The sequence below is a fragment of the Bacillus sp. FSL M8-0025 genome, from assembly GCF_037975475.1.
In the GTDB taxonomy this organism is placed as follows: domain Bacteria; phylum Bacillota; class Bacilli; order Bacillales; family Bacillaceae; genus Bacillus; species Bacillus subtilis.
This window is the reverse complement of sequence record NZ_CP150258.1, coordinates 4,014,437-4,038,651: the sequence shown is the minus strand read 5'-3', so window position 1 is coordinate 4,038,651 and position 24,215 is coordinate 4,014,437. Positions and strand designations below refer to the sequence as shown.

At 44.4% G+C, this 24,215-nt stretch carries 26 protein-coding genes, 4 tRNA genes and 1 pseudogene; 19 read left to right on the top strand and 12 right to left on the bottom strand.

Annotated elements, in window-relative coordinates; genetic code table 11:
• Positions 1-132: 132 nt before the first annotated feature.
• Together MKX38_RS20825 and MKX38_RS20820 are read left to right on the top strand one after the other, a co-directional pair.
• Positions 133-795: an MBL fold metallo-hydrolase gene (locus MKX38_RS20825; protein ID WP_339188243.1), complete on the top strand. Its 663-nt coding sequence runs from the start codon at positions 133-135 to the stop codon at positions 793-795.
• A gap of 16 nt (positions 796-811) precedes the next feature.
• Positions 812-952, top strand: a pseudogene (locus MKX38_RS20820) (LysR family transcriptional regulator); the annotation flags it as partial.
• A gap of 24 nt (positions 953-976) precedes the next feature.
• Here the strand turns inward: MKX38_RS20820 and MKX38_RS20815 are convergent.
• The 3 genes from MKX38_RS20815 to MKX38_RS20805 form a co-directional block, all read right to left on the bottom strand.
• Positions 977-1,456 (bottom strand): DUF2798 domain-containing protein, encoded by a 480-nt coding sequence (locus MKX38_RS20815; RefSeq protein WP_087614840.1) that lies wholly within the window; start codon positions 1,454-1,456, stop codon positions 977-979.
• A gap of 82 nt (positions 1,457-1,538) precedes the next feature.
• A complete protein-coding gene (locus tag MKX38_RS20810; RefSeq protein WP_029726103.1) occupies positions 1,539-1,982 on the bottom strand; it encodes a GNAT family N-acetyltransferase in 444 nt (147 codons plus the stop codon).
• 13 nt (positions 1,983-1,995) lie between these two features.
• The gene (locus MKX38_RS20805; protein WP_044052403.1) at positions 1,996-2,874 is read right to left on the bottom strand and encodes a LysR family transcriptional regulator; all 879 of its coding nucleotides are present in this window, start codon (positions 2,872-2,874) and stop codon (positions 1,996-1,998) included.
• 186 nt (positions 2,875-3,060) lie between these two features.
• Here MKX38_RS20805 and MKX38_RS20800 point away from each other — a divergent pair, with 186 nt between their 5' ends.
• Positions 3,061-4,275 (top strand): MFS transporter, encoded by a 1,215-nt coding sequence (locus tag MKX38_RS20800; RefSeq protein ID WP_339188238.1) that lies wholly within the window; start codon positions 3,061-3,063, stop codon positions 4,273-4,275.
• Between the two features lie 32 nt (positions 4,276-4,307).
• Here MKX38_RS20800 and MKX38_RS20795 read toward each other — a convergent pair whose 3' ends face one another.
• Positions 4,308-5,147: a pentapeptide repeat-containing protein gene (locus tag MKX38_RS20795; protein ID WP_339188235.1), complete on the bottom strand. Its 840-nt coding sequence runs from the start codon at positions 5,145-5,147 to the stop codon at positions 4,308-4,310.
• 145 nt (positions 5,148-5,292) lie between these two features.
• On the opposite strand from MKX38_RS20795, the gene MKX38_RS20790 reads away from it, so the two are divergent.
• Both MKX38_RS20790 and MKX38_RS20785 read left to right on the top strand, forming a co-directional pair.
• On the top strand, positions 5,293-5,682 hold the full coding sequence (locus MKX38_RS20790; RefSeq protein WP_003243451.1) for a nuclear transport factor 2 family protein: 390 nt from the start codon (positions 5,293-5,295) through the stop codon (positions 5,680-5,682).
• Positions 5,683-5,749: 67 nt separating this feature from the next.
• Complete coding sequence (locus MKX38_RS20785; protein WP_319620349.1) at positions 5,750-6,538, top strand: hypothetical protein; 789 nt, start codon at positions 5,750-5,752, stop codon at positions 6,536-6,538.
• A 37-nt stretch (positions 6,539-6,575) separates the two neighbouring features.
• Here MKX38_RS20785 and MKX38_RS20780 read toward each other — a convergent pair whose 3' ends face one another.
• Both MKX38_RS20780 and MKX38_RS20775 read right to left on the bottom strand, forming a co-directional pair.
• Positions 6,576-7,313: a MerR family transcriptional regulator gene (locus MKX38_RS20780; protein WP_021481086.1), complete on the bottom strand. Its 738-nt coding sequence runs from the start codon at positions 7,311-7,313 to the stop codon at positions 6,576-6,578.
• Between the two features lie 159 nt (positions 7,314-7,472).
• Positions 7,473-8,783 (bottom strand): MFS transporter, encoded by a 1,311-nt coding sequence (locus MKX38_RS20775; RefSeq protein WP_042976958.1) that lies wholly within the window; start codon positions 8,781-8,783, stop codon positions 7,473-7,475.
• A 433-nt stretch (positions 8,784-9,216) separates the two neighbouring features.
• On the opposite strand from MKX38_RS20775, the gene MKX38_RS20770 reads away from it, so the two are divergent.
• Positions 9,217-9,663, top strand: coding sequence for a DUF6376 family protein (locus MKX38_RS20770; RefSeq protein WP_015715059.1), 447 nt, complete (start codon positions 9,217-9,219; stop codon positions 9,661-9,663).
• A 32-nt stretch (positions 9,664-9,695) separates the two neighbouring features.
• On the opposite strand, the gene MKX38_RS20765 is transcribed toward MKX38_RS20770, so the two are convergent.
• The gene (locus tag MKX38_RS20765; RefSeq protein ID WP_167560862.1) at positions 9,696-10,625 is read right to left on the bottom strand and encodes a manganese-dependent inorganic pyrophosphatase; all 930 of its coding nucleotides are present in this window, start codon (positions 10,623-10,625) and stop codon (positions 9,696-9,698) included.
• A 205-nt stretch (positions 10,626-10,830) separates the two neighbouring features.
• Between MKX38_RS20765 and hypR the strand changes: the two genes are divergently transcribed.
• Entirely contained in the window at positions 10,831-11,208 is a 378-nt protein-coding gene (gene hypR, locus MKX38_RS20760) for a transcriptional regulator HypR (protein WP_014478546.1), read from the top strand.
• Positions 11,209-11,239: 31 nt separating this feature from the next.
• Here the strand turns inward: hypR and cotF are convergent, their stop codons facing one another.
• Positions 11,240-11,722 carry a spore coat protein CotF gene (gene cotF / locus MKX38_RS20755; RefSeq protein WP_003226906.1) on the bottom strand — a complete coding sequence of 161 codons (483 nt, stop codon included), beginning with the start codon at positions 11,720-11,722 and terminating at the stop codon, positions 11,240-11,242.
• A 145-nt stretch (positions 11,723-11,867) separates the two neighbouring features.
• Between cotF and MKX38_RS20750 the strand changes: the two genes are divergently transcribed.
• From MKX38_RS20750 to rplI, 4 genes are all read left to right on the top strand, one after another.
• The gene (locus MKX38_RS20750) at positions 11,868-12,017 is read left to right on the top strand and encodes a hypothetical protein (RefSeq protein WP_003226909.1); all 150 of its coding nucleotides are present in this window, start codon (positions 11,868-11,870) and stop codon (positions 12,015-12,017) included.
• Between the two features lie 224 nt (positions 12,018-12,241).
• Entirely contained in the window at positions 12,242-13,171 is a 930-nt protein-coding gene (locus tag MKX38_RS20745; RefSeq protein WP_339188231.1) for a YybS family protein, read from the top strand.
• 36 nt (positions 13,172-13,207) lie between these two features.
• Positions 13,208-15,187, top strand: a complete 1,980-nt coding sequence (gene gdpP, locus MKX38_RS20740) for a cyclic-di-AMP phosphodiesterase GdpP (RefSeq protein ID WP_003242517.1) — start codon at positions 13,208-13,210, stop codon at positions 15,185-15,187.
• Positions 15,184-15,633, top strand: a complete 450-nt coding sequence (rplI, locus tag MKX38_RS20735) for a 50S ribosomal protein L9 (protein ID WP_003226915.1) — start codon at positions 15,184-15,186, stop codon at positions 15,631-15,633. The genes gdpP and rplI overlap by 4 nt, the downstream gene beginning before the upstream one ends.
• A 36-nt stretch (positions 15,634-15,669) precedes the next feature.
• On the opposite strand, the gene MKX38_RS20730 is transcribed toward rplI, so the two are convergent.
• The 3 genes from MKX38_RS20730 to MKX38_RS20720 all read right to left on the bottom strand — a co-directional run bounded on the left by MKX38_RS20730 (position 15,670) and on the right by MKX38_RS20720 (position 19,253).
• Positions 15,670-17,727, bottom strand: a complete 2,058-nt coding sequence (locus MKX38_RS20730; RefSeq protein WP_144484372.1) for a glycosyltransferase family 39 protein — start codon at positions 17,725-17,727, stop codon at positions 15,670-15,672.
• Positions 17,728-17,831: 104 nt separating this feature from the next.
• The gene (locus MKX38_RS20725; protein ID WP_042976949.1) at positions 17,832-19,040 is read right to left on the bottom strand and encodes a CynX/NimT family MFS transporter; all 1,209 of its coding nucleotides are present in this window, start codon (positions 19,038-19,040) and stop codon (positions 17,832-17,834) included.
• Between the two features lie 72 nt (positions 19,041-19,112).
• On the bottom strand, positions 19,113-19,253 hold the full coding sequence (locus MKX38_RS20720; protein ID WP_003242786.1) for a YycC family protein: 141 nt from the start codon (positions 19,251-19,253) through the stop codon (positions 19,113-19,115).
• 120 nt (positions 19,254-19,373) lie between these two features.
• On the opposite strand from MKX38_RS20720, the gene MKX38_RS20715 reads away from it, so the two are divergent.
• A complete protein-coding gene (locus MKX38_RS20715; protein WP_015250806.1) occupies positions 19,374-19,577 on the top strand; it encodes a hypothetical protein in 204 nt (67 codons plus the stop codon).
• A 47-nt stretch (positions 19,578-19,624) separates the two neighbouring features.
• On the opposite strand, the gene MKX38_RS20710 is transcribed toward MKX38_RS20715, so the two are convergent.
• The gene (locus MKX38_RS20710) at positions 19,625-19,825 is read right to left on the bottom strand and encodes a DUF2188 domain-containing protein (RefSeq protein ID WP_003226922.1); all 201 of its coding nucleotides are present in this window, start codon (positions 19,823-19,825) and stop codon (positions 19,625-19,627) included.
• Positions 19,826-19,994: 169 nt separating this feature from the next.
• On the opposite strand from MKX38_RS20710, the gene dnaB reads away from it, so the two are divergent.
• The 7 genes from dnaB to MKX38_RS20675 all read left to right on the top strand — a co-directional run bounded on the left by dnaB (position 19,995) and on the right by MKX38_RS20675 (position 24,043).
• Positions 19,995-21,359, top strand: coding sequence for a replicative DNA helicase (gene dnaB, locus MKX38_RS20705; protein ID WP_003226923.1), 1,365 nt, complete (start codon positions 19,995-19,997; stop codon positions 21,357-21,359).
• Between the two features lie 120 nt (positions 21,360-21,479).
• A complete protein-coding gene (locus tag MKX38_RS20700; RefSeq protein ID WP_110109550.1) occupies positions 21,480-21,899 on the top strand; it encodes a VOC family protein in 420 nt (139 codons plus the stop codon).
• 205 nt (positions 21,900-22,104) lie between these two features.
• Positions 22,105-23,397 carry an adenylosuccinate synthase gene (purA, locus tag MKX38_RS20695; RefSeq protein WP_003226929.1) on the top strand — a complete coding sequence of 431 codons (1,293 nt, stop codon included), beginning with the start codon at positions 22,105-22,107 and terminating at the stop codon, positions 23,395-23,397.
• Between the two features lie 223 nt (positions 23,398-23,620).
• Positions 23,621-23,696 (top strand) — tRNA-Lys (locus MKX38_RS20690).
• Positions 23,697-23,705: 9 nt separating this feature from the next.
• Positions 23,706-23,777, top strand: a tRNA-Glu gene (locus MKX38_RS20685).
• Positions 23,778-23,858: 81 nt separating this feature from the next.
• Positions 23,859-23,935 (top strand) — tRNA-Asp (locus tag MKX38_RS20680).
• Between the two features lie 35 nt (positions 23,936-23,970).
• Positions 23,971-24,043 (top strand) — tRNA-Phe (locus tag MKX38_RS20675).
• Positions 24,044-24,215: the final 172 nt, after the last annotated feature.

Below are 24,215 nucleotides of genomic sequence, written 5' to 3'. Positions count from 1 at the left end.
TCGGCGTCTCCTCCTCAAGAATTCCAGTCCGCTGGAGTGTGGGACCATTTTCAAGATAATCTGCCTTGAAAATAGGCCGTTCACTTCTGTTTTCTTTTGAACTATCAAAAATCTCCAAAGGGAGTGGTTTGCGTGAACTTGAGACAATTATCAGAACATGTCTATCAATGTGAATTTGAGCTTGATGTGCCTCTTCGTATTCCGGTTCATACTTGGTTTATCAAAGATGGTGATGATGTTTATATTGTTGATACGGGAATAGAACGTTTTGCTGATGCTCAAATTAGGGCAGCGTTAGCGATCGGCAATCCAAAAGCCATTTTGCTTACCCATGGCCACAGTGATCATATCGGAGGTGCATCAAAATGGTTAGAGAGATTTGATATTCCGATTTATGCCCACCAGAAAGAACTTATATATATCAATGGAGAAGCGCCTTATCCGAACAAAAATGAAGTGGAGAACACAGGGGTAGCCCATATTGTCCAGCCGCTGACGGAGCAAACGCTTGCTCACCTGCCTCTGAAATACTATTTAACACCTGGCCATTCTCCGGGGCATGTCGTGTATGATCATAAAATCGATCGTACGCTATTAACGGGCGACCTTTTTATCACAAGTAAGGAGGATTTACACCCACCTATAAGAAGATTCAGTGTTGATATAAATGAGAACATCGATAGCGGCTCAATCATAGATCAAATCAAACCAACGCTCATTTGCTCTTCACATGGCGAAGAAATTCTTTATAACGAAGAATTGTATAAAAACTATGTGGTAAGGTATAGGGATTAATGGAAGTCAAAAACATAAGCTGAAAATTCTTCAGCATGGTGAAGCCCTCGATCCGATTTACTCACATCTGTTACTCAAAAAGAAAAAATGGCAGCTGCCTGCCGCGGAGGCTTTTGCGGAGCTTGTTTTACATTCGATTCATGAGCAAAAGGAGTGAGTGTCAGGCTCACTCCTTTTCTATTTAAATTGCGGCTGTGAGCTTTGGTTTTACAAATTTCATGAAAACTCCTCTGACTAATGGGCCCATAATCAGTAATTGCAACGGATAGGCCAGGATGAAATTTTTCAACACAATCATAAGATAAGCACTGAAGAGGCTGTCCCCGTTCAGCCCATTTGCTAGAACCGCTGTCACTAAACCGAACACAGACATACAAAGTACCATGCCAATCACCATACAAGTTGACATGGCAAGGATGACATAAATTTTTTTAGTCTTGTCGAACGGCATGCGGAATGCAATCTTCTTGGCGAGGGGGCCCACTAACAGTAAATCTAACAGGAGGGCGACCATAAAACCGATGACCATTTCAAAAACGGTCATCAGTGAAAAATCGTAGATGGCTCCGTTGATGATGGCATTGTAAATCGACATGACGCAAACCATTCCAAAGCACATCATCACGCCAAATATAAGGCCTTCTTTTTTATTTGCTGGCATACAATCATTCCTTCTCTCCATAATCGGTGATTAGTATACCAATGAACTGTTCATGCTCATAAGTGACAAATTTGTGAACAATCTATAGCGCAGAATCGTCTTGTTTTGTCATCAGCACATGCGGAATGCCGTCCAGCATAAATTCTTCTGATGCAGTCTGATAGCCGAGCTTTTCATAAAAGCCTGCCGCCTGTGTCTGGCCGTGCAGTTTGAAGGCAGAAATGCCTTGTTCTTTCACAATACGTTCTAATGCATCGACGATCACTTTTCCCAAACCGAATTTGCGGTAAGACTTCAGAATGCAGATTCGTTCCAGTTTCCCCGTGTGGCCAACGATACGGACACGTGCAGTGCCAACAGGTACATTCTGATGATAAGCCAGGATGTGCTGGCAATCACCGTGGAGTGTATCGAACTCATCGAATTCATCCGAAATGGGACAGCCTTGTTCCTCTACAAATACTGCCTTTCTGATTTCAAACGCTGTATGTAAATCCTGTTCTGACGTGATTTTTTTGACATTCATGCTTGAATCCTCCCTACTCAGAAAAATGGCTGATCACATATTGTTTAAAGGTCTCAGCAACCGGTGATAAAAACCTGCCTTTTATCCAGGCAATTCCTATGACACGCTGACATTCCGGCCAGCTGACGCGGATTTTGGTGATTTTGCTTTGGTCTAAGCCTTTCAGGTCTGGGAGAATAGATATGCCCAGTCCGGCTGCCACAAAACCTGCGGCAGTAGCTGCTTCTTCTCCTTCAAACATAATGTTCGGCTGTATATCGGCCTTCTCAAACAGCTCATCGACCGTCATCCGAAGCGCATAGCCCTTTTTCAATAAAATAAAACGCTCCCCGGCAATCTCATTCAGGGTAATGCTTTCGCGACTGGCTAATGGATGATCATTTGGCACAAATACAAAGAGTTCTTCACTCCACAGCTTGATCCATTGGATCGGATTTTCAGGCTTAATCGAAGCGAGGAGACAGAGGTCCAGATCTCCGGATTTTAATCGTTCAAGCAGCCAATAAGAGTGGTTTTGCTTCAGCTGGAAGGAAATGTTGGGGTATTCCTGCTGAAAGGAGCCGATGAGATCGGGCACTAGCGTGGTGCCTAATGTATGTAAAAAACCGAGAGAGACTACGCCTTGGTCTGGCTTTAATAAGGCTTGGATTTCTTCTTTTCCTTCGGTATACTCCTTCATCATCGCCTGAACCCGTCGTAAAAAAATGTGTCCGTATTGATTTAAGCTGATGGATCGTCCTTGCCTGTCAAATAGCGGGACGCCCAAATGATTTTCCAGCCTGGCGATAGAGCGTGAAAGTGCAGGCTGTGTGATGGAGAGGCTTTTTGCGGCTTTCGTGACGTGCTGCATCCGGGCCAGTGTTTGAAAATATTCAAGTTGTTCCCATTCCAATTATCATCTCTCCTTATTACATATAAGCATGAAAAGGATATTTTATATGCATTATACAACATATATCAACGGTGCTAAGATAATAATATAAACAGACTCGAGGATGTTTGAATTCGTAAGAAATAAAGGATGATTGTTTATGAATGGCAGTGCTCCACAACATGATGAGGGACCGATAAAGTCCCGATGACATACATTCGAAAAGGCACATCGGTTTTTCGAAAAATTACGTTTGCTTTCTTCGCTGCGGGTTTCAATACATTTGCGATTCTATATTGCGTACAGCCGCTCATGGAGGAATTCACGCGGGAATTTCATGTAACGCCTACTGCGGCGAGTCTTTCTTTATCTGTTACCACAATGCTGTTAGCTGTGAGCATGCTTGTCTTTGGTTCATTATCCGAGGTGTGGGGGCGCAAGCCGATTATGGGTATTTCCATGCTGGCCGCATCGGTTCTCTGTCTGGCATCGGCCTTTAGTCCGAACTTTCATACGCTGCTCGTATTGAGAACCATTCAAGGCGTTGCGCTCGCAGGCCTTCCGTCGATTGCGATGGCTTATCTCGGGGAAGAAATTGAACCCGGAAGTCTTGGGTCGGCGATGGGGCTGTATATCAGCGGAAATGCAATCGGCGCCGTTTTCGGAAGGATCGTTTCCGGGCTCCTGAGCGAGTACTTGAATTGGCATATGGCGATGGGGGCAATTGGTGTCATTAGTTTGATTGCTAGTATTATATTTTGTATGAATTTGCCGCCATCCAGGCATTTTACGCCAAGAAAATTGAAGCTCGGGAAATTGGGAATGTCTCTGATCGGCCACTTGAGGGACCGTAAACTATTCAGCTTGTTTCTCATTGGTTTTTTGCTGCTTGGAAGCAATGTTGCCTTGTTTAATTACATTGTGTATGTACTGTTGGGCCCGCCGTATTCGCTTAATAAAGCATTTTCCAGCTGGATCTTTATTGTGATGATTGTAGGCATTTTCAGCTCGTCTTTCATTGGAAGAATGGTTGATCGGTATGGCTATCCGAAAATATTGGTGATGAATATTTTCATCGTCATTGCAGGTGCGTTATTTACGATAAACAATATGCTGGCAGTGAAAATTCTGGGAATTGCCCTCTTTACATTCGGTTTTTTCGGAGGGCATTCAGTTGCCAGCAGCTGGGTGGGCAGGAGAGCCCTTCATAACAAAGCACAGGCTTCATCGCTGTATTTGTTCTTTTATTACGCTGGTTCAAGTGTTTTCGGAACAATCGGAGGGCTATTCTGGTCTGGTTTTCACTGGCTGGGCGTTGTCGGTATGATCACCTTCATGCTGCTGTTTGCGTTATGGCTGTCGGGATACTTGGCAAGAAGTGCGAAAGTGCCGGATAAAAGGAACGAAAAAGGATTGAATTGATCAGTAAAAAAGGACCGTTAGCGGGTCCTTTTTTATTTCCAATGGGCAGGGATTCGTAAAGACAGCGGCAGCTTTGTGTTCGAATCGCCGTTGGCGGCGTTCACCTGTGCCTGTGTCAAAAAGATGCTCCCGGTCAGGTCGGCGCCGCTGAGATCAGCGTCTCTCATATCTGCACCGATAAAGTCTGTCATTCTCAAATCGGCAAATCTCAGATCGGCGGCTATGAGCAGCGCCCCTCTTAGATTTGCTCCTCGCAGATCAAGCCCTTTCAGTTTCGCGCCGATCAGGACACTTCCCCGGTTGACCTTTTTCGGGAGTTTTGGATGGCGGGCTTGGGCACGCACCAGCTCACTTGTTTTTAACAGCCATTCATTGACCTCAGCTCGATGCTCGTCCACCTGCAGTGTCAGCAAGCGTTCTTTGCTGAGTCTGGTGAGCCTTTCTATTTTTTCGAAACTGGTTCTCAGTTCAGGATGAATCGGCTTGGCTATATCTATAGAAAGAGCTTCATGTAAATACCAGAGCATTTCGTGCAGCTGCTGCATGATAGGAAAAACGTCAAACATCTGGTTGGCCGTTTCGGGGCTGTTTCGCCAATCCTTTCCCTCATAAGTGATTTGGGATACTTTTTGGCCGGCGCCAAAGCATTCATATGCAGAGCAGCCTCGAAATCCTTTTTCTCTGAGATCTTTATGTATAGAACATTGATAGTTTGATTGTAAGTTGCGGCAAGGCGTGCCCCCGTCTTTATCAAAAGCAAAATCTGCCGACTTCGCATAAGGCAAGGCGACACAGCACAGGCCAAAACAGTGCTGGCAATCCGCACTTAAATCATGATGTATATTGTCATGTAACGTTACTTCCGCAGACAATAATGTTCACCCCTTCACTTGGGTACTTTGTTAAATATATCTATTTGATTATATAGGAAAAAAGGATACTTTTCATTTTGTTTTCAAGGTTTCAGTGGTCTAGCGATGTATAATATATCCAATCATGATGATTGGGGGAATTCATTTGGAACAGCAATTGAAAGACATCATCTCTGCGTGTGATTTGGCAATCCAAAATGAAGATTTTGATACACTGATGAATTATTATTCGGAAGATGCCGTTTTAGTTGTGAAGCCGGGCATGATCGCACGAGGCAAGGAAGAAATCAAAAAAGCATTTATCACGATTGCGAACTATTTCAATCATCATATTGTCCCGACACAAGGGAAAATGATCCTGTTGGAAGCAGGTGACACGGTACTCGTTCTTTCTCAGACACTGCTTGATTCGGATAAAAAGGACTCCGAGTATGCGATGGAAAGAAGGGCGACCTATGTATTTAAGAAGAATGCGCAAGGCGAGTGGCTTTGTGTAATCGATAACTCATATGGTACGGATTTAATTGGTGTGTAAGATATGTCTTTGATGTGCCATTCCTGCATATAATGATTCATTCAGCTGATTAGGGAAGGTGACACAATTGAATGTGTATGACATCAGAATGGCTCCTTATTGGTTTTATGAAAGCAGAGGACTTGTTCAACATCCATACGTATTTCGGCAGCCTGTCTCCTCACGTGCAATCATTGCATCTACTCACGGCGATGTAACGGGAGACGGCGTTATTGACGAGGTCTTTCTAACTGGAAATCAAATGCCCGGCAGCCCGTTATGGAGAAATATCACATTGGTGATCCGTGATGGCAGAACCCATCAGGAGCAGCGGATTCAGCTTCAAAACAATATGGGATACAATCCGTCACTTTTTCTGGGGGATATGACAGGCGACAAGATTGAGGATGTGGCAGTTGTAATGGACACAGGGGGAAGCGGCGGTGCTATTTATGCATATGTGTTTGCCTATCTAAACAGGCAGTTCCGGCGAATTTTCAATTCAGATGTATTGAATGATGAATTAAAGTACAGTGTGAGGTATCAAAATCAATATAAAGCGAGCGTCATCAGTCATCAGCAAAACGAAACATATATCCTCGAGCTTACTTACAAGGGCAGGGAATATTTGAATGAGATTTATAACAGCCAAGGTGTGTTAAAAATGCCGATAGAAGGATGGGTGAATCCTTTATCGGGCTTGTATCCGGTTGATTTTGACAGAGACGGCGTATACGAATTATTGGCGTACCAGCGGATAGCGGGAAGGTATAACGCCGACTCATTGGGATATGTTCAAACCGTATTGAAATGGAACGGACGGCGTTTTGCCGTTGACCGGCAGAATGTTTCGATTGTTGGCGGTGCTGTCTCGTAATCCTGATGGCTGTCACCCTATAAAGGGTGACAAAACACTACAGGTGTTCTGCAACGACAACCAAATAATAAGATAAACCGGTTTGCTGCTCTTCTAACATTCCTCTATGGAAATCATCTTGCATAAAAAAACGTGTTTGTTTTACGTAATCTTCTTTACTTGTCGGATGCCCGTTCTGATTTAGGAACTTAAGATGATTCATGACATGCTCTTGCACGGAAGGGTCATGATACGTTACACCATTTCTTAAAAAATCAGCCATCCTATCAAGAAAATGTTTAGCCTCTATTGCCATTTTGTTCATTTCATCGACATTGATTGTATGTGTATCCAATTCAAAATCGTAACGCTCTTTTAAATACCCATTTTGTTCTGCTAAAGATTGTTTCCATTCTTCAGCGCTTTCAAATCCTTTAAACATTACCTTATGATCCATGTTTTCGCCTTTTCTCGTGTATTCTAAAGATGTGTTGACTGTTTGAATGAGACGCTGATACTTTTCAATTTTCTTTTCAAACAGCTTTTTTTGTTTTTCTAATGTACTTGTTCTTTCAGCATCCTCATTTAATAATCTTTTGATTTCTGACAAAGGAATATCTAATTCTTTGTAAAAAAGGATTTCCTGCAGTCTTTTTAGTTCGTCAGCACCATAGTACCGATATCCGGCTTCGCTTATTTCCTTTGGGGCTAGCAAGCCGATTTTGTGGTAATGATAAAGCGTTTTGATTGTGACATTCGCAATATTGGATAGTTCTTTTACTGTTAATTTCACCATCCGACTCCTCCTTTCTTCTTTCACTATGAGGCCTTACCTTTGGTTGGAGTCAAGGATAAAATGGTGGTGTTTTCGTCCGAAGACAGCCTAGTGAATGTGGGAGAAAGAAAATAACACCTGGCGGATTCAAAGAAAAGAGTGCTTTTCAGCAAGCACTCTTCATTCCAGTTTAATTCGTTTTACATCCCCTAATACAAACACATAAAAAACCAATCCCAGCAACAGCACGAAACCAGCTACCAGAAAGCTGAGGGTAAAGGAGCCTGTCACATCAAACAAATACCCTGTCAGTGACGCAGCAATAATGCCTCCGAACAGGTTGTTTGCGAGATTCACCATGGAGCTCAGCATGGATACGGAACCGATCGGCGCGAGTTCTGCGGAGATGGACCAGCCGACCGGAGCGGTTGCGGAAATTCCGGCGAGTCCGATGGAAATGCAAATAATCGCTACGGTAATATTGTTCGTCAGAATGGAGCCTAAAAAGAAAAAGCCAAAGCTCATTCCGACTATGATTACGGTTCGGTACACCTTGGTGTTAGAGTAGCCTTTCTTAATAAAATAATCGACGAGCCAGCCGCCGACGGCAATTCCGGAAATGGTTGAGATCAGCCACGGCACTGCTGTAAATAAACCGGACGACATGAGATCCATACCGTATGTATGTTTAAAGAAAGTCGGAAGCCAGGTGAGCAGCAGGTTGAATGTATACCCGTACCCTGTAAATCCGATCATTAAGCCCCATACTTTCCGATTGGTGAAAAGCTTTTTTAAAAGCGGGCCCGTTTTGTAAGGGATTTGCTCTGTTGTAATGGCATTGTGTTTTTGAATATAGTTTAGTTCACTTTTAGAAATGCGTTTGTGCCGTTCAGGCTGTTCATAATACTGCCAGAAAAAGATCGTAAACAGTACATTGATGCATCCAATCGTCAAAAAAGCGACGCGCCAGTCAAATGTTGTGACAAGAAACGCGACCAATGGCGCGCCGATTACATTTGAAAACTTGGCGGCCGAATCGAACAGTGAGTTTGCCAATCCCCGCTCACTTGGAGGAAACCAGAGAGCGGTTGCCTTAGAGGCAGCAGGGAACGCAGAGGCGCTCGTCAGCCCAATGAGAAACCGGAACAGATACAACAGCAATTTTCCTTGCAAAAAAGCAAGAAGAATCGTTAAAAAGCTCCATATTGTCATTCCAACCCTCGTGACCCATGCGACCCCAAAACGGTCCAGCAAACTTCCGACAGGCAGCTGCATCAGTGTATAGGAATAGGTGTAAATGGAAAACACGATGCCGAGTTCAGTTGCAGTAAGGTGAAACGAATCTTGTATCGCAGGGGCCGCTACCGAGATGGCCACTCGGTCAAAATAATTAAGAATAATAATGCCGCTAAGTAACGAAGATATGTACCATCTGGTATGCCCAGGCCGTTTCACGCGCTCTTGACTCATGATGAAAACCTCCTCTGTCATAGCATGATCTCCTGATGGAAAAACCATTCAAATTTTAAATACCACAGCGCGCTTTTATATAAACGGCAGGAATTTGACTGGAACAGATCGGTGCTTTAGAATGAAAGTAATAAAAATGAACACTCCAAAGGGGAGTAGCTTTCACAGTAAAGTCGTCATTACGGGACAAGTTGTCCTCGGCTTTGCTGGCAATCTCATTTGTTAGCGAGACCTTTGCCAAATCTGATTTGGTGAAGGTCTTTTTGTTTCAGGAACTTCACCAAATTGGTGGAGTTTTTTCATTTTTACCAAAAAGGGAGAGGAGCATCAGAATGTCTAAGCTGAAAAAGTGGCTGAAGCGTGAATTGGTGAGGAAAGGGTTGCCGTTAGCGAAAGAGAAATTGATTCCGATCTTAAAAGAAAAAATGAAAAAGAAACGATGAGGGGGCTGAAGATGAAGATCATTTTGACAATACTTGCCGGAGTGGGACTTTTGAGTGCAGGCGGATGCGGCATGCTTGATCAGGTGAACGACGGATTGAACTATACGAGTGAAGCAGCGGGGTATGTGGAGAAGGTGAAGACATTTGCAGAGGAAGCGCCTGAATTGGCTGAGAAAGCTGTAAATGACACCGAGGCGAAAGAAAAACTTGAAGCGCAGCTTGAGTCGATTCAGAAGGATGCCGCTGATTTTAATGAATTAACGCCGCCTGATGCCGCAGCGGAGATTCATCAAACCATTCAGGAGCATAACGAAACCTTGCAGAAAAGCGCTGAAGAGGTGTTGAAACAAGCCGAGGAAGGCAAGGTATCGCTTAAAGAATTGGAGCAGTCAGACCTGGTCCAAAACGCAAAGCAAATTACTGATGTGATGGGACAAATTGAGAAGCTGGGTGAATAAGAAAAAGCATCCCGACGCGGGATGCTTTTTGCTTATTCAGCCATTGCGTCTGTTAAGACAGGAACGACTTGTTTTTTACGGGACACAACGCCTTTTAAGAGGGCTGTGTTGTTTTCTAATGTAACGTTGAACGCTTTTTCCACTTTCGCTGCTTCGTTACCGATTGCAAGAGCAAGTGAATCATTTTCTAAGATATCTGTGATAACGAGAAGGAACAGATCAAGATTCTTCTCAGCCACAACTTTTGAGATCACAGCTTCTAATTCAGCTTGGCGTTTTTTTACATCTTCAATATCCACTGTGTTTACTTGTGCGATTTCGACTTTTTTGCTGCCGAGTGTAAATTCTTTCGCATCAAGAGAAATGAGCTCTTCCACTGTTTTTTTGCTTAGATCAGCGCCTGCTTTCAGCATGTTCAAGCCGTATTCTTCAGCATCTACGCCAGCGATCTCCGCAAGCTCTTTTGCTGCCGCTACGTCTTGGTCTGTGCAAGTTGGAGATTTAAATAACAGGGAATCAGAAATGATCGCAGACAGCATAAGGCCGGCAATTTCTTTCTCGATTTTCACGTTATTCTCTTTGTACATTTTGTTTAAGATGGTAGCCGTACAGCCTACAGGCTCAGCACGATAGTAAAGCGGCTCAGCTGTTTCAAAGTTAGCGATGCGGTGATGGTCGATAACCTCTAAAACCTGAACCTCTTCAATGTCTTTGATGCTTTGCTGGCGTTCGTTATGGTCAACCAGGATAACGGCGTTTACTTCGTTTGCAGCTGTTTCAACAAAGCGCGGGCTTTCTTGTTTGAAATAGTCAAGCGCGTATTGTGTTTCGCCGTTGACTTGTCCGAGACGGACAGGCTCAGCATTGAAGCCGAGTTTGTTTTTCAAATCAGCATAAGCAATCGCAGAACAAATCGTATCTGTGTCTGGGTTTTGGTGTCCGAAAATAAGTATCTTTTCCATGATAGCTCCTATCCTTTTTTTAAGTAGTGTAATCTTTATATAGTTTAACACGTCTTGCTGCAGGTGTAATCATGCAAACCCTTAAAAATTGATGTGAATAAGAAGCATTTTCTTTGAGCTAAGGAGAAAAGGTGTGTAAAATACTGGGTAGCTTAGTTGCAAAATGTAATGTAGTATCAAAAAAGGTACTATTGGAGGGTCAAGAATGAGTGGAAAAAAGAATATATACCCGAACAAAGAAGGCTGTCCAGTTGAATTTACTCTAGATGTCATTGGCGGAAAGTGGAAAGGAATTCTTTTTTATCACATGATAGATGGCAAGAAACGATTTAATGAGTTTCGGCGAATCTGCCCGAGTATTACTCAAAGAATGCTTACTCTTCAGCTGAGGGAGCTGGAAGCGGACGGCATCGTGCATCGGGAGGTTTATCAACAGGTGCCGCCCAAGGTTGAGTACTCTCTGACGGAATTCGGGCGAACGCTTGAACCGATTGTTTTGCAAATGAAAGAATGGGGAGAATCCAACAGAGACGTGCTGGAATCTTATCGTTCGAACGGCTTACTGAAGGATCAGCAGAAATAGCAGCAAAGGGAAAACTCCTTTGCTGCTTGTTTTATTTCATTGAAATGGCTCTGTTGGCGTTTCTGACATCGTTTTTCAACAGTTCAGAAAGGTTGTAAGACGGATAATATCCATGCTGATACATGTATCGATAAACTTGGGCGTGCAGCTGGATGGCAGCATTCAGCTGTTTGACCAGTACGTTTCTTAATTGAGGTGTTGCTGTTTCTGTAATTGCGATGGCATAGCTGCGGACAGATGTTTTAGCAAAACCGAGCAGGTCACCGCTGTAAAATGGGTTATCTGCGCGTTCTTCTTCCTCATCTTCTCTGTGCGGAGCCTGTGGAAAGAACGGAAGAAGCTCTCTCAAATTTTGCTCAACGCTCTGAATAGACACGTTATAAAGCTGTCTGAGCTGAGGGTCTTTTACTTCTCTTATCATTTTCTTCAGTTTAATGAGTCCGTTTGATTGAAAAGCAACCAGCTCGTGCATTTCTAATGTTTCATGCCAAGCCAATGTTCTGCGTTCATCCATGTGAAAATTCTCCTTTATCGATCAGATTCCATATCAGCATATGCCCAATGCTCAATGTTGTTCATGATGTTTTGAAGTTTTTAAAAAGGGAAATTCACCTTATATAGGATACGGGTTGAGAACATGCACAAAGAGGTGAAACACAATGTGGGACATGATAAAGAACTTTTTCTTGTTTAGCAGCGGCGTTCTGCAAGCAACAACCCTTTTACTGGTGATCTTAATTTTTATGTATGTCAGAAAAACGAAAAAGAAAAACAAGGAATCTTCTGGCTTTATGGATGATAAACATTAATTGTGATGGGCATTCTTTTCAAAGAATGTCTTTTCATTTTTCATGTTTCACATGAAACATTAGCGTTATTTTACTTGCGATTTGGACTTATGTTAAAATATAAAAGTAAAATTTAGAGATGATATAAAAACATTCGGTGTAACGTATGTTGCAGCGATGAAAAAGAGCAGTCGTTTATGCTGCTCTTTTCTATTCGTATGTTCAGGATGATACGAGGTGACTAAGTGAAACAAACGAGAGCTTTAATGGAAGGTGCTATTTTAATCAGTCTGTTTGCGATCATCACGCTTCTGGTCGTTTATGTTCCTGTGATTGGAACAATTCTGTTATTTGCACTGCCGCTGCCAATGATCTTGTATACGATCAGACATGGATTGAAGCTAGGGATATGGATGGGCGCTGTCAGTCTTCCGGTTGTTTTTATTGTCGGGTCCTTTAACGGGCTTATTGTAGCTTTTATGTCAGCTTGCGCCGGCATTGCCATGGGACATTTTTTCAAAAGGAAAGAGCCCGGGCACGCCATTATTTCGGGCGCTCTTATTTATATGCTTAGTATTGTCTTCTATTTTGTGATAAGCATTCAGTTTTTGGGTATCAATATCATTGATGAGGCGATGACACAATACCGGCAATCTCTTGATATGGTAGAAACTGTAGCGAAGCAGTCGGGCAATGATGGACAGTTTGAGAAGCAATTAAAACTGATGGAAGAACAATTGGGTATCGTTCAATATCTTTTTCCAACAGCTATTGTGATGGTAGGAGTTATTTTTTCTTTCCTCAGTTACCTTATCGCTAAGCCGCTCTTAAGGCGATTCTCCCCCGATATTCCTAATCTAAAGCCTTTTAGAGAGTTGAAGTTTCCGCAAAGTGTTGTAGTACTGTATTTGATTATTGTCATGCTTTCATTTTTGCCTTTAGAAAAAGGCCAAATGCTGTACTCTATCGCTTTAAATGGGGAGTTTATACTCGGGTTTCTGATTTTCATCCAAGGTTTATCATTTATCTTTTTCTATTGCCATAAGAAACAATATCCAAAGGCTGCGGCTGTGATTGCTGTCATACTTGGATTTGTGCATCCGGTCTTCATGGCAGCCATTCGCATTTTAGGCGTTTTAGATATGGGCTTTCATATAAGGAATAAGGTGAAGTGAACATGAGTTTTACTCACATGGTGGGGAGTGATAGAAATGCCAAGCTTTTATGAAAAACCGCTGTTTCGGTATCCCATCTATGCATTGATTGCTCTGTCAATTATTACAATCCTCATCAGCTTTTATTTTAACTGGATATTAGGAACCGTCGAAGTGCTGCTGCTGGCAGTTATTTTGTTTTTTATTAAGCGTGCTGATTCTCTTATTCGACAAGAGATTGATGCTTATATTTCTACGTTGTCCTACAGGTTGAAAAAAGTCGGTGAAGAGGCATTGATGGAAATGCCGATTGGAATTATGCTTTTTAATGACCAATATTATATAGAATGGGCAAATCCGTTTCTTTCCTCTTGCTTTAATGAAAGCACTTTAGTGGGGAGATCACTTTACGATACTTGTGAATCGGTAGTGCCGCTTATCAAACAAGAGGTGGAATCGGAAACGGTTACATTGAATGACCGCAAGTTTAGGGTTGTCATCAAACGGGATGAGCGTCTGTTATATTTCTTTGATGTAACAGAACAAATTCAGATTGAAAAGCTATATGAAAACGAAAGAACCGTCCTGGCATATATTTTCCTTGATAACTATGATGATGTGACACAAGGATTGGATGACCAGACGAGAAGCACGATGAACAGCCAGGTGACATCTTTGCTGAACGCTTGGGCGCAGGAGTACGGGATCTTCTTGAAAAGGACGTCTTCAGAACGCTTTATCGCTGTACTTAATGAACACATCTTAACTGAACTCGAAAATTCGAAGTTTTCGATTCTTGATGAAGTGCGGGAAAAAACCTCGTTTGACGGTGTAGCGCTGACGTTAAGCGTCGGTGTCGGGGCTTCAGTCTCTTCCCTGAAAGAACTTGGCGATTTGGCGCAATCCAGCTTGGACTTAGCACTGGGACGCGGCGGAGACCAGGTAGCCATTAAGCTGCCAAACGGCAAGGTGAAGTTTTACGGCGGTAAAACAAACCCAATGGAGAAACGAACAAGGGTGCGGGCCCGCGTGATTTCTCACGCCTTAAAGGAAATCGTCACCGAAAGCAGCAATGTGATTATCATGGGGCATAAATTCCCCGACATGGATTCTATCGGCGCAGCGATCGGGATTTTAAAGGTGGCTCAGGCAAATAACAAAGATGGTTTTATCGTGATTGACCCAAATCAAATCGGATCAAGTGTGCAGCGTTTGATTGGGGAAATCAAAAAATATGAAGAACTGTGGTCAAGATTTATTACGCCTGAAGAAGCAATGGAAATTTCCAATGATGACACACTGCTTGTGATCGTTGATACACATAAGCCGTCACTCGTCATGGAGGAACGGCTGGTCAATAAAATTGAACATATCGTGGTCATCGACCATCACCGAAGAGGTGAGGAGTTTATCAGAGATCCGCTGCTCGTTTATATGGAACCATACGCTTCTTCCACAGCGGAATTGGTGACAGAGCTGCTTGAATATCAGCCGAAGCGCTTAAAAATCAATATGATTGAAGCAACAGCCCTATTAGCTGGTATAATAGTGGATACAAAGAGCTTTTCTCTCCGCACGGGCTCGCGGACTTTTGATGCGGCTTCTTATTTAAGGGCAAAAGGAGCCGACACGGTGCTGGTGCAGAAGTTCCTGAAAGAAACCGTTGATTCCTATATTAAACGGGCGAAGCTGATCCAGCATACGGTCCTCTATAAAGATAACATTGCGATTGCTTCTCTTCCTGAAAATGAAGAGGAATACTTCGATCAAGTGCTGATTGCGCAGGCTGCCGATTCGCTGCTGTCGATGAGTGAGGTTGAGGCTTCATTTGCGGTGGCGAGACGGGATGAACAAACGGTTTGTATCAGTGCGCGGTCGCTTGGCGAGGTAAATGTTCAGATCATCATGGAGGCCCTGGAAGGCGGAGGGCATTTAACAAATGCGGCGACTCAGTTGTCCGGCATTTCAGTTTCTGAAGCGCTGGAACGGCTGAAGCACGCCATAGATGAGTATTTTGAGGGAGGCGTACAGAGATGAAGGTTATTTTCTTACAAGATGTAAAAGGAAAAGGAAAAAAAGGCGAAGTCAAAAACGTAGCAGACGGTTATGCGCATAACTTTCTAATTAAAAAAGGCCTCGCGGTTGAAGCGAACGCGTCAAACATCAGCGCGCTAAACGGACAAAAGCAGAAAGAGAAAAAAGAAGCCATTGCTGAGCTTGAGCAGGCTAAGAGCTTGAAAGAGACATTAGAAAAACTGACTGTTGAGCTTAGCGCAAAATCAGGTGAGGGCGGCCGTTTATTTGGTTCAGTGACAAGCAAGCAAATCACTGAACAGCTCCAAAAAGACCATAACATTAAAGTAGATAAGCGGAAGCTTGAACTGCCGGACGGCATTCGTGCATTAGGATATACAAACGTGCCTGTGAAGCTGCATCCTGAAGTGCAGGCTGTGTTAAAGGTACATGTAAAAGAAGAAGCTTAATAGAAAAGAGGCTTGGATTCATCCAAGCCTCTTTTTTTATTCCACGAGATAAAGAGTTTGCTGGCTTTCTCCGCCAGGTCCTCTTCGCATTCCCTGCACGCTGTTTGTGCTGCTGGAGGAACCGCTGTACTCGTCAGATGTTATTTCTTTTCCGTTTTTCTTAATCCAGGAAACAAGTTCGCTGTTGCCTGAGTTGTTTTCTGACAGAAGGAAGTATTTCACTTTGCCTTCTTTGATCAGTTTTTTCAGTTCCGACACAGTCAGAATGGGATCCGTGCCGTTAAATCCGCCCATTGCCATAACAGATTCATTTTCGTAAATGATGTATGGCGCAGCTGTTACGGTTGTCAAAGTAGCAAATAAATATTCTTCGCCGGTATTGTGTTTTCTCAGATAGGACAGGAGCCCGCTGTCGACCTCTGAAGAGAACATGTTCCCGCCGTTTGCTGAGCCTTTGAGCTGCGGGCCGGATTCAGGAAGGACGCTGTTGCCACCGTATAGAAGCGGCGTTGCTGACCAGTAAACAGGTGTGAGAAGCAGAACGCACAAGCTGATGATGGTCAGCTGCTTACTGAACGGATGGCTGCGTTTAAGCATCAGAAGTGCAAGGGAGATGCCCAGTCCTAAGAGCCCCAGGGCATACATCCATACACTGCTGATTTGGCTTGTATAAGCGCTCAGAATATACACCTGGAACACGGTTGTGATCAGAACGGCTGCCGGCAGAAGATAGCTGGACCAGTCTTTATTATTTTTGTATAAGCGGTGCATCGTATACCATCCGATACCAGAAAGGGCGGCAATCGGCGGTGCCAGCATAATCAAATAATACTGGTGGAAGAATCCTGCGATGCTGAAGAAACCAGCCACGGGAACAAGCCAAGCCGCCCAGAATAGTGTTTCTTTCATTTCAGCAGCATGTCCGCGGCGATCACGGTACCAGCTGACGATTGCGCCCAGTAATCCGATCAATGAGAATGGAAGCATCCAGCTGATTTGGCCGGAAAGTGCTGATTGGAAAAGACGAAGCGGTCCAGGATCACCGGTGCCGAACATATTCACGCTTTTTCCGCCTCCACCGCCAGGCCCTCCATTTCCAGGCCCGTTGCCACCTGTGGGAGGTGTGCCTCCGCCTCCATTGAGAGCGCCGGTTTGTCCGTTAGGCGGCTGAGGCGCCTGTGAATGGTTTCCGAATGATTGATTTCCGTTCTGAGAAAAAGATGAACCGTTGCCATTTGGCGCTTGCATGTTGTCTTGATTCTGCATGTTCCCTCCGCCAGCAGCATTCATATCACCCTTTGCCAGGCCCGTAGTTTGCCCAAGCAGACGCTCTGTGCCGTTGTAGCCAAAGGCCAGTTCTAGCACTGAGTTGGTCTGGCTGCTTCCTACATAAGGCCGGCTTGAGGAAGAGGCTGAATCCACTGCAATCGCCCATGAGAGTGAAAGGCCTGTCAGAAGGACAAGAGACAGAAGCAGGGGCCCGATTTTTTTCTTCAGAGAAACCCGAGATGCAACCAGGTAGAATAACACAAATGCAGGCAATACCATAAACGCTTGCATCATCTTCATATTAAAGGCGAGCCCAATCAGGGCAAATGCCATCAGCAGCCAAACCAGCTTGCCTTGTTTTACTGCCCGAAACAGGCAAGCTGAACCGAGCAATATGGTAAAAACGAGCATGCTATCAATATTGTTTGTCCGGCTGACAGCTACTGCGATAGGGGTCAGTGCCATGACAAGTGCGGCAATGCGGGCCGCTCCAACTCCAAAAGTCGGCTTGATCATTCTGTAGAGTAGGAAGACAGATCCAACTCCGGCAAGAGCCTGGGGAATGATGACACTCCACGTGTGAACACCGAAAATCAGTGCGAAAATCGTTTGAATCCATAACACGACAGGAGGCTTATCTACTGTCACAAATCCAGAAGGGTCAAATGACGCATAAAAGAAGTTATGGAAGCTTTGCGTCATGCTTTTTACAGCCGCCAAATAGTACTGGTTTGCTGTATCATCCTGCCAAATGTGATACGTATTCAAAAAAGCTGCTGCCAGCAAAATAAGAATAAGGGCTGCGTCGAATCGTTTGGTTTTCATCGTTTTTCACCTCTTTATGGTGTCTCATTGTAAAAAACAAATATGAAAAACTTATGAATAAACCATAAATATTCAAAGAAAAAAGCGGAGATATCTTCCCCGCTTTATGCTGAATTTCTTTGTTTTTCTGACTGGAAAATGTATCGATCTCGTCCGGCTTCCTGTCCGGCTGCTCCCATTACGATCAGGGCAGCAATGAGAAGCACAATCGGCATCGTCCAAGAATGCGTCTGGTCAAAGAGATAGCCGACAAAGATTGGCCCGACTGCTGCCAGCAGGTAGCCGAATGACTGAGACATGCCTGACAGCGCAGCGGCCTGTTGGGCATTTTCACTGCGGAGACCAATCAAAGTGAGCGCCAGACTAATGCTGGAGCCTTGTCCGATACCGATAATGATCATCCAGATGGCAAGCAATGTATGGCTTCCGCCCGCTAATAATCCGCAAAGGCCGATCAGATAAACTGAGGCCAGCGCCGCAACGATACCGCGCTGCTGTTTCACACGGTCAGCTAAAACTGGTGTCAGAAAAGTGGAAGGCAGACTCGCAAATTGCATGAGTGATACCATCCATCCGGCTGTTGCCGTGTCAATCCCGTGTGAACGGAGGATTTCAGGAAACCAAGCGATGCTGCTGTAAAATAAAAACGATTGCAGGCCCATAAAGATGGTGACATACCATGCCATTTTGGAAGCCCAAATGGAACTGGATTGCAGCTTCATTGTCTGGTTTGCCGTATCTCGATGGCGCAGCTGAGGTATCCAGATCAGCAATGCAAGCAAAGCCAGCCCGCCCCATAAGAGAAAGGCTTGTTTCCATCCGCCATTCATCTGGGTCGCTAAAGGAACGCTGACACCCGATGCTAAAGCTGCGAATATATTCATTGATGTCGTATACAGGCTGATCATGATCCCTGGCTTTTCAGGGTATTTATGTTTGATTAAGCTTGGCAAAAGTACGTTACCAATCGCAATCCCGACGCCGATAAGTGCCGTTCCGAAAAACAAAGCGGCAGTATAACCGGTAGAACGAGTCAAAACACCGATAAGCAGTATCACGAGACCTAGCCATAAAGTTCGCTCATTTCCGAGGCGCTGTCCAAGCTTAGGTGCAAGCGGAGAAAGAACTGCAAACGAAAGCAGCGGCAGTGCGGTCAAAAAACCGGCTGCCCCATTGGACATGTGCAGCTCTGCCCGGATAGAGCTGATGACCGGACCGACTGAAGTGATCGCGGGCCGTAAGTTAAAGGCGATAAAGATAATGCCGGTGATCAGCCAAAATGATTGGATTTTTTTATTATGTGGATGTGGCAAAGCAGTTACTCCTCTTTTCTAACATATACATGATATTATCCCGAAACAGGTAAGCAAGTATGTGAATGAAGGCTATGATTTGTCCTCTTTTTGCAGTTCAGCCATTTTGGCAAGCAGAATATGCTGAGGCATATGCATGATCTGTTCAAGCGGCAGATTCAAGGACTCTGCAAGCTTTTGTGCAGTTTCGGCAGAAATTTGCAAAGGTCTCACAAAAGATCCCTCCTCTCTTCTGTCCATTGTACAAGAATCAGATGTGAAATGTAAGAAGATGTCACAAAGGAATAGAGCAATCGGAAAATGACCGTTATAAAAGAGGTAAGGAGGGTTCTTATGCACGCACCGTTATCCTTATTAAAACAAATGCTGAAGGAACACCAAATAGACACTGAAAAAGCTGTCACTTTCGAAGAATATATAGCAGTGAGGCTAAAGCTTCAGGAGCTGATGGGGAAATTTGCTTCGATCGGGGAGTGGGATCTGTATCAAAAAGCGGCAGATTTGATGATGCACATAGGCATCCAATGGATGAAATAAACCGATAACCGCTAAAAAACCCTCGCTGCAGCGAAGGCTTTCATTCATTAAAATGAGTGTTCTTCTTCCACATTTTTAAACTGGTCATAAATTACAAGCTTAGACGGACTGTTTTCCTTAGCCACCTGTTTGGCCTTTTCAATAGCGGCGTCTTTAGACGTATACAAAGCTGTCGGCGCTACATTCTCCACCTCAATAAACCAGCCGTCCGCATCAACATTAGGCGTAATCGCATATTTCTTTATCATCTTTCATTCCTCCCTCATGTTTTATTGCATTTTTCCCGCCTTGTTACTGTCCGAAACGATCCAATCTGCTAACTGAAAAAAACAGGAAACAGACAATTTTTCTATTTTTTTTCTGTAGAAATGGTAGAATGGAGGTTGGAGATTTTTTAATGAGAGGACGGTGCTTAGCATGACAGACCTTCTGAATGACCGGCTTCCTCCGCAAAATATAGAAGCCGAACAAGCCGTGTTAGGCGCTATTTTTTTACAGCCGTCTGCTTTAACACTGGCTTCAGAAGTATTGATTCCAGATGATTTCTATAGAATGTCCCACCAAAAAATCTATAATGCGATGCTGGTGCTCGGTGACCGAGGTGAACCGGTTGATCTGGTGACAGTAACATCAGAGCTTGCGAACACAGACCTGCTGGAAGAAGTAGGCGGCATTTCATATTTGACAGATATCGCAAACTCGGTGCCGACAGCGGCTAACATAGAATATTACGCGAAAATCGTTGAGGAAAAATCGATTCTTCGCCGATTAATCAGAACTGCGACAACGATTGCTCAAGACGGGTATACCCGTGAGGATGAGGTCGAGGATTTGCTCAGTGAAGCGGAAAAAACGATTATGGAAGTGGCACAGCGCAAAAACACGAGTGCCTTCCAAAATATTAAGGACGTCCTTGTCCAGACCTATGATAATATCGAACAGCTTCATAATCGAAAAGGTGATATCACGGGAATTCCAACAGGGTTTACGGAGCTTGACCGGATGACTGCGGGTTTCCAGCGCAACGACTTGATCATTGTGGCTGCCCGTCCATCAGTAGGGAAAACAGCCTTTGCCCTGAACATCGCACAAAACGTGGCGACAAAGACCGATGAGAGCGTAGCAATTTTCAGTCTTGAGATGGGTGCCGAGCAGCTCGTTATGCGTATGCTCTGTGCCGAGGGAAATATCAATGCCCAGAATCTCCGTACAGGTAACCTGACCGAAGAGGATTGGGGCAAGCTGACGATGGCAATGGGAAGCCTATCGAACAGCGGGATTTACATCGACGATACACCAGGTATTCGAGTGAGTGAAATCCGTGCCAAGTGCCGCCGCTTGAAGCAGGAAAGCGGGCTGGGCATGATTTTGATCGATTACCTGCAATTGATTCAGGGAAGCGGTCGTTCAAAGGACAACCGTCAGCAGGAAGTATCTGAAATTTCCCGTGAACTGAAGTCGATTGCGAGGGAGCTGCAAGTCCCTGTTATCGCGCTTTCTCAGCTTTCCAGGGGTGTTGAGCAGCGTCAGGATAAACGTCCGATGATGTCTGATATCCGGGAATCAGGAAGTATCGAGCAGGACGCGGATATTGTCGCGTTCCTTTATCGTGATGACTACTATGACAAAGAAACCGAGAATAAAAATATTATCGAAATTATTATCGCCAAACAGCGTAACGGCCCGGTAGGAACCGTGTCTCTTGCGTTCGTAAAAGAATACAACAAATTCGTCAACCTGGAACGGCGTTTTGATGACGCAGGCGTTCCGCCCGGCGCATAAGCCCCAAGAGCTGCTCTTGGGGTTTTTTTCATTCGAAAGATGGAAGAAATACCGTTCGCTCAGCGGATGAAAATTTGAAAGCGTTTTAATAAAATGGTGCAAAAAGGAGATGGTAACAATATGGGAAAACGTTTTTCGTCTTTTCAAGCAGCACAAATCCGAATTGCGCGTCCTACGGGCCAGCTTGATGAGATTATTCGTTTTTACGAAGAGGGACTGTGTTTGAAACGAATAGGAGAGTTTTCAAAGCATAACGGGTATGACGGTGTCATGTTCGGCCTTCCTCATGCCGATTATCATTTGGAATTCACCCAGTATGAAGGGGGAAGCACTGCCCCCGTTCCCCATCCCGACAGCCTTCTTGTTTTTTATGTGCCGAATGCAGATGAACTGGCAGCGATCACTTCAAAGCTAAAGCACATGGGCTATCAAGAGGTCGAATCAGAGAACCCGTACTGGAGCAATGGGGGCGTGACGATAGAGGACCCGGACGGCTGGCGGGTCGTTTTTATGAATTCAAAAGGGATATCAGGCAAGTGATTCTTTCTTATGCTAAAGGATGAAAGTTTCGCAAGCTTTTTATGACAAAACCGTGAGAAAACGCTTATAAAACGAATGGAAGCGAACGAATATAGATTTACAATAATTTAATGTTCGGATTTACAATTGACTTTCTGTTTCTTCACTGATAAACTTGATTTGTTTGAATAGAATCGTTTTGAAAGGTTAACGGAGGTGCACGGACATGTCTTCAGTAGTTGTAGTAGGTACGCAATGGGGCGATGAAGGAAAAGGTAAAATTACAGATTTCCTATCAGAAAATGCAGAAGTGATCGCCCGTTATCAAGGCGGAAATAACGCAGGGCATACAATCAAGTTTGACGGAATCACATATAAGCTTCACTTAATCCCGTCTGGAATTTTCTATAAGGATAAAACGTGTGTAATCGGAAACGGAATGGTTGTAGATCCGAAAGCATTAGTCACAGAGCTTGCGTATCTTCATGAGCGCAACGTGAGTACAGATAACCTGAGAATCAGCAACAGAGCTCACGTCATTCTGCCGTATCATTTGAAATTGGATGAAGTGGAAGAAGAGCGTAAAGGGGCTAACAAGATCGGCACAACGAAAAAAGGAATCGGCCCTGCTTACATGGATAAAGCAGCCCGCATCGGAATTCGCATCGCGGATCTGTTAGACCGTGACGCGTTTGCAGAAAAGCTTGAGCGCAATCTTGAAGAAAAAAACCGTCTTCTCGAGAAAATGTACGAGACAGAAGGGTTTAAACTTGAGGATATCTTAGACGAATATTATGAGTACGGCCAGCAGATTAAAAAATATGTTTGCGATACATCTGTTGTCTTAAACGATGCTCTTGATGAAGGGCGCCGTGTATTATTTGAAGGCGCACAAGGGGTTATGCTCGATATCGACCAAGGAACATACCCGTTTGTTACGTCATCTAACCCGGTTGCCGGCGGTGTCACGATCGGTTCTGGTGTCGGCCCGACCAAAATCAAGCACGTTGTCGGTGTATCAAAAGCATATACGACTCGTGTCGGCGACGGTCCTTTCCCGACTGAGCTGAAAGATGAAATCGGCGATCAAATCCGTGAAGTCGGACGCGAATATGGAACAACAACAGGCCGCCCGCGCCGTGTCGGCTGGTTTGACAGCGTTGTTGTCCGCCACGCCCGCCGTGTGAGCGGAATTACAGATCTTTCTCTGAACTCAATTGACGTCCTAACAGGAATTGAAACGTTGAAAATCTGTGTGGCGTACCGCTACAAAGGCGAAATCATTGAAGAATTCCCAGCAAGTCTTAAGGCACTTGCTGAATGTGAGCCGGTATATGAAGAAATGCCAGGCTGGACTGAGGATATTACAGGTGCGAAGAGCTTGAGCGAGCTTCCGGAAAATGCGCGCCATTATCTTGAGCGTGTGTCTCAGCTGACAGGCATTCCGCTTTCTATTTTCTCTGTCGGTCCAGACCGCTCACAAACAAATGTCCTTCGCAGTGTGTACCGTGCGAACTAAATAGAATATGTCTGCAAGCCCCTATTTAAGGGGCTTGTTTTTGTTTGAAAGCCGCATATAAGTTGGTCTGAGAAAAAAATATGAAAAAAAACCAAAAAAGTTATTGCCACTTCTATTTGTTCGTGATATTATAAATCTCGTTGTTACGGAAACTGCTTCAATAGAGTACGAGATAAGAACTAGATCTAAGTCGTTTGCTCTATAGAAATTCCGACATCTTTAAGAGCCATTAGCTCAGTTGGTAGAGCATCTGACTTTTAATCAGAGGGTCGAAGGTTCGAGTCCTTCATGGCTCACCATTTCGTGAAGGCCCGTTGGTCAAGCGGTTAAGACACCGCCCTTTCACGGCGGTAACACGGGTTCGAATCCCGTACGGGTCATTGATTTACTTTAGCGTTATTGCTAAATTCCTTATTTGTCTGTGAGAGCTGACACGACAGCTCTCCGGGCAATTACTGTAAGGTCCGGTAGTTCAGTTGGTTAGAATGCCTGCCTGTCACGCAGGAGGTCGCGGGTTCGAGTCCCGTCCGGACCGCCATTTTACTTTACTTAGTAGAGAAAAATAAAACATTTGGCTCGGTAGCTCAGTTGGTAGAGCAACGGACTGAAAATCCGTGTGTCGGCGGTTCGATTCCGTCCCGAGCCACTTACCAAACGCATCTGCAATCGTAGGTGCGTTTTTTCTTTTAGGAAAAAGGCAAACATGAGGAGTGTTATAATAGAAGAAAAAGGGAGAACCGGCCCTGCGGCCGGTTCAAAGAAGAAGACGTCATTGATAAAGACGCACTCCGGTGAGGGGAGGTTTCAATAAAGTTATC

Bases quoted from the DNA above. Each gene is read 5' to 3' on its own strand.
- MKX38_RS20730 (WP_144484372.1), bottom strand. From the start codon at position 17,727: ATGAAAACCAAACGATTCGACGCAGCCCTTATTCTTATTTTGCTGGCA.
- MKX38_RS20765 (WP_167560862.1), bottom strand. From the start codon at position 10,625: ATGGAAAAGATACTTATTTTCGGACACCAAAACCCAGACACAGATACG.
- MKX38_RS20770 (WP_015715059.1), top strand. From the start codon at position 9,217: ATGAAGATCATTTTGACAATACTTGCCGGAGTGGGACTTTTGAGTGCA.
- rplI (WP_003226915.1), top strand. From the start codon at position 15,184: ATGAAGGTTATTTTCTTACAAGATGTAAAAGGAAAAGGAAAAAAAGGC.
- dnaB (WP_003226923.1), top strand. From the start codon at position 19,995: ATGACAGACCTTCTGAATGACCGGCTTCCTCCGCAAAATATAGAAGCC.
- gdpP (WP_003242517.1), top strand. From the start codon at position 13,208: ATGCCAAGCTTTTATGAAAAACCGCTGTTTCGGTATCCCATCTATGCA.
- MKX38_RS20815 (WP_087614840.1), bottom strand. From the start codon at position 1,456: ATGCCAGCAAATAAAAAAGAAGGCCTTATATTTGGCGTGATGATGTGC.
- MKX38_RS20800 (WP_339188238.1), top strand. From the start codon at position 3,061: ATGACATACATTCGAAAAGGCACATCGGTTTTTCGAAAAATTACGTTT.
- MKX38_RS20780 (WP_021481086.1), bottom strand. From the start codon at position 7,313: ATGGTGAAATTAACAGTAAAAGAACTATCCAATATTGCGAATGTCACA.
- hypR (WP_014478546.1), top strand. From the start codon at position 10,831: ATGAGTGGAAAAAAGAATATATACCCGAACAAAGAAGGCTGTCCAGTT.
- MKX38_RS20810 (WP_029726103.1), bottom strand. From the start codon at position 1,982: ATGAATGTCAAAAAAATCACGTCAGAACAGGATTTACATACAGCGTTT.
- purA (WP_003226929.1), top strand. From the start codon at position 22,105: ATGTCTTCAGTAGTTGTAGTAGGTACGCAATGGGGCGATGAAGGAAAA.
- MKX38_RS20775 (WP_042976958.1), bottom strand. From the start codon at position 8,783: ATGACAGAGGAGGTTTTCATCATGAGTCAAGAGCGCGTGAAACGGCCT.
- MKX38_RS20750 (WP_003226909.1), top strand. From the start codon at position 11,868: ATGTGGGACATGATAAAGAACTTTTTCTTGTTTAGCAGCGGCGTTCTG.
- cotF (WP_003226906.1), bottom strand. From the start codon at position 11,722: ATGGATGAACGCAGAACATTGGCTTGGCATGAAACATTAGAAATGCAC.
- MKX38_RS20710 (WP_003226922.1), bottom strand. From the start codon at position 19,825: ATGATAAAGAAATATGCGATTACGCCTAATGTTGATGCGGACGGCTGG.
- MKX38_RS20700 (WP_110109550.1), top strand. From the start codon at position 21,480: ATGGGAAAACGTTTTTCGTCTTTTCAAGCAGCACAAATCCGAATTGCG.
- MKX38_RS20715 (WP_015250806.1), top strand. From the start codon at position 19,374: ATGCACGCACCGTTATCCTTATTAAAACAAATGCTGAAGGAACACCAA.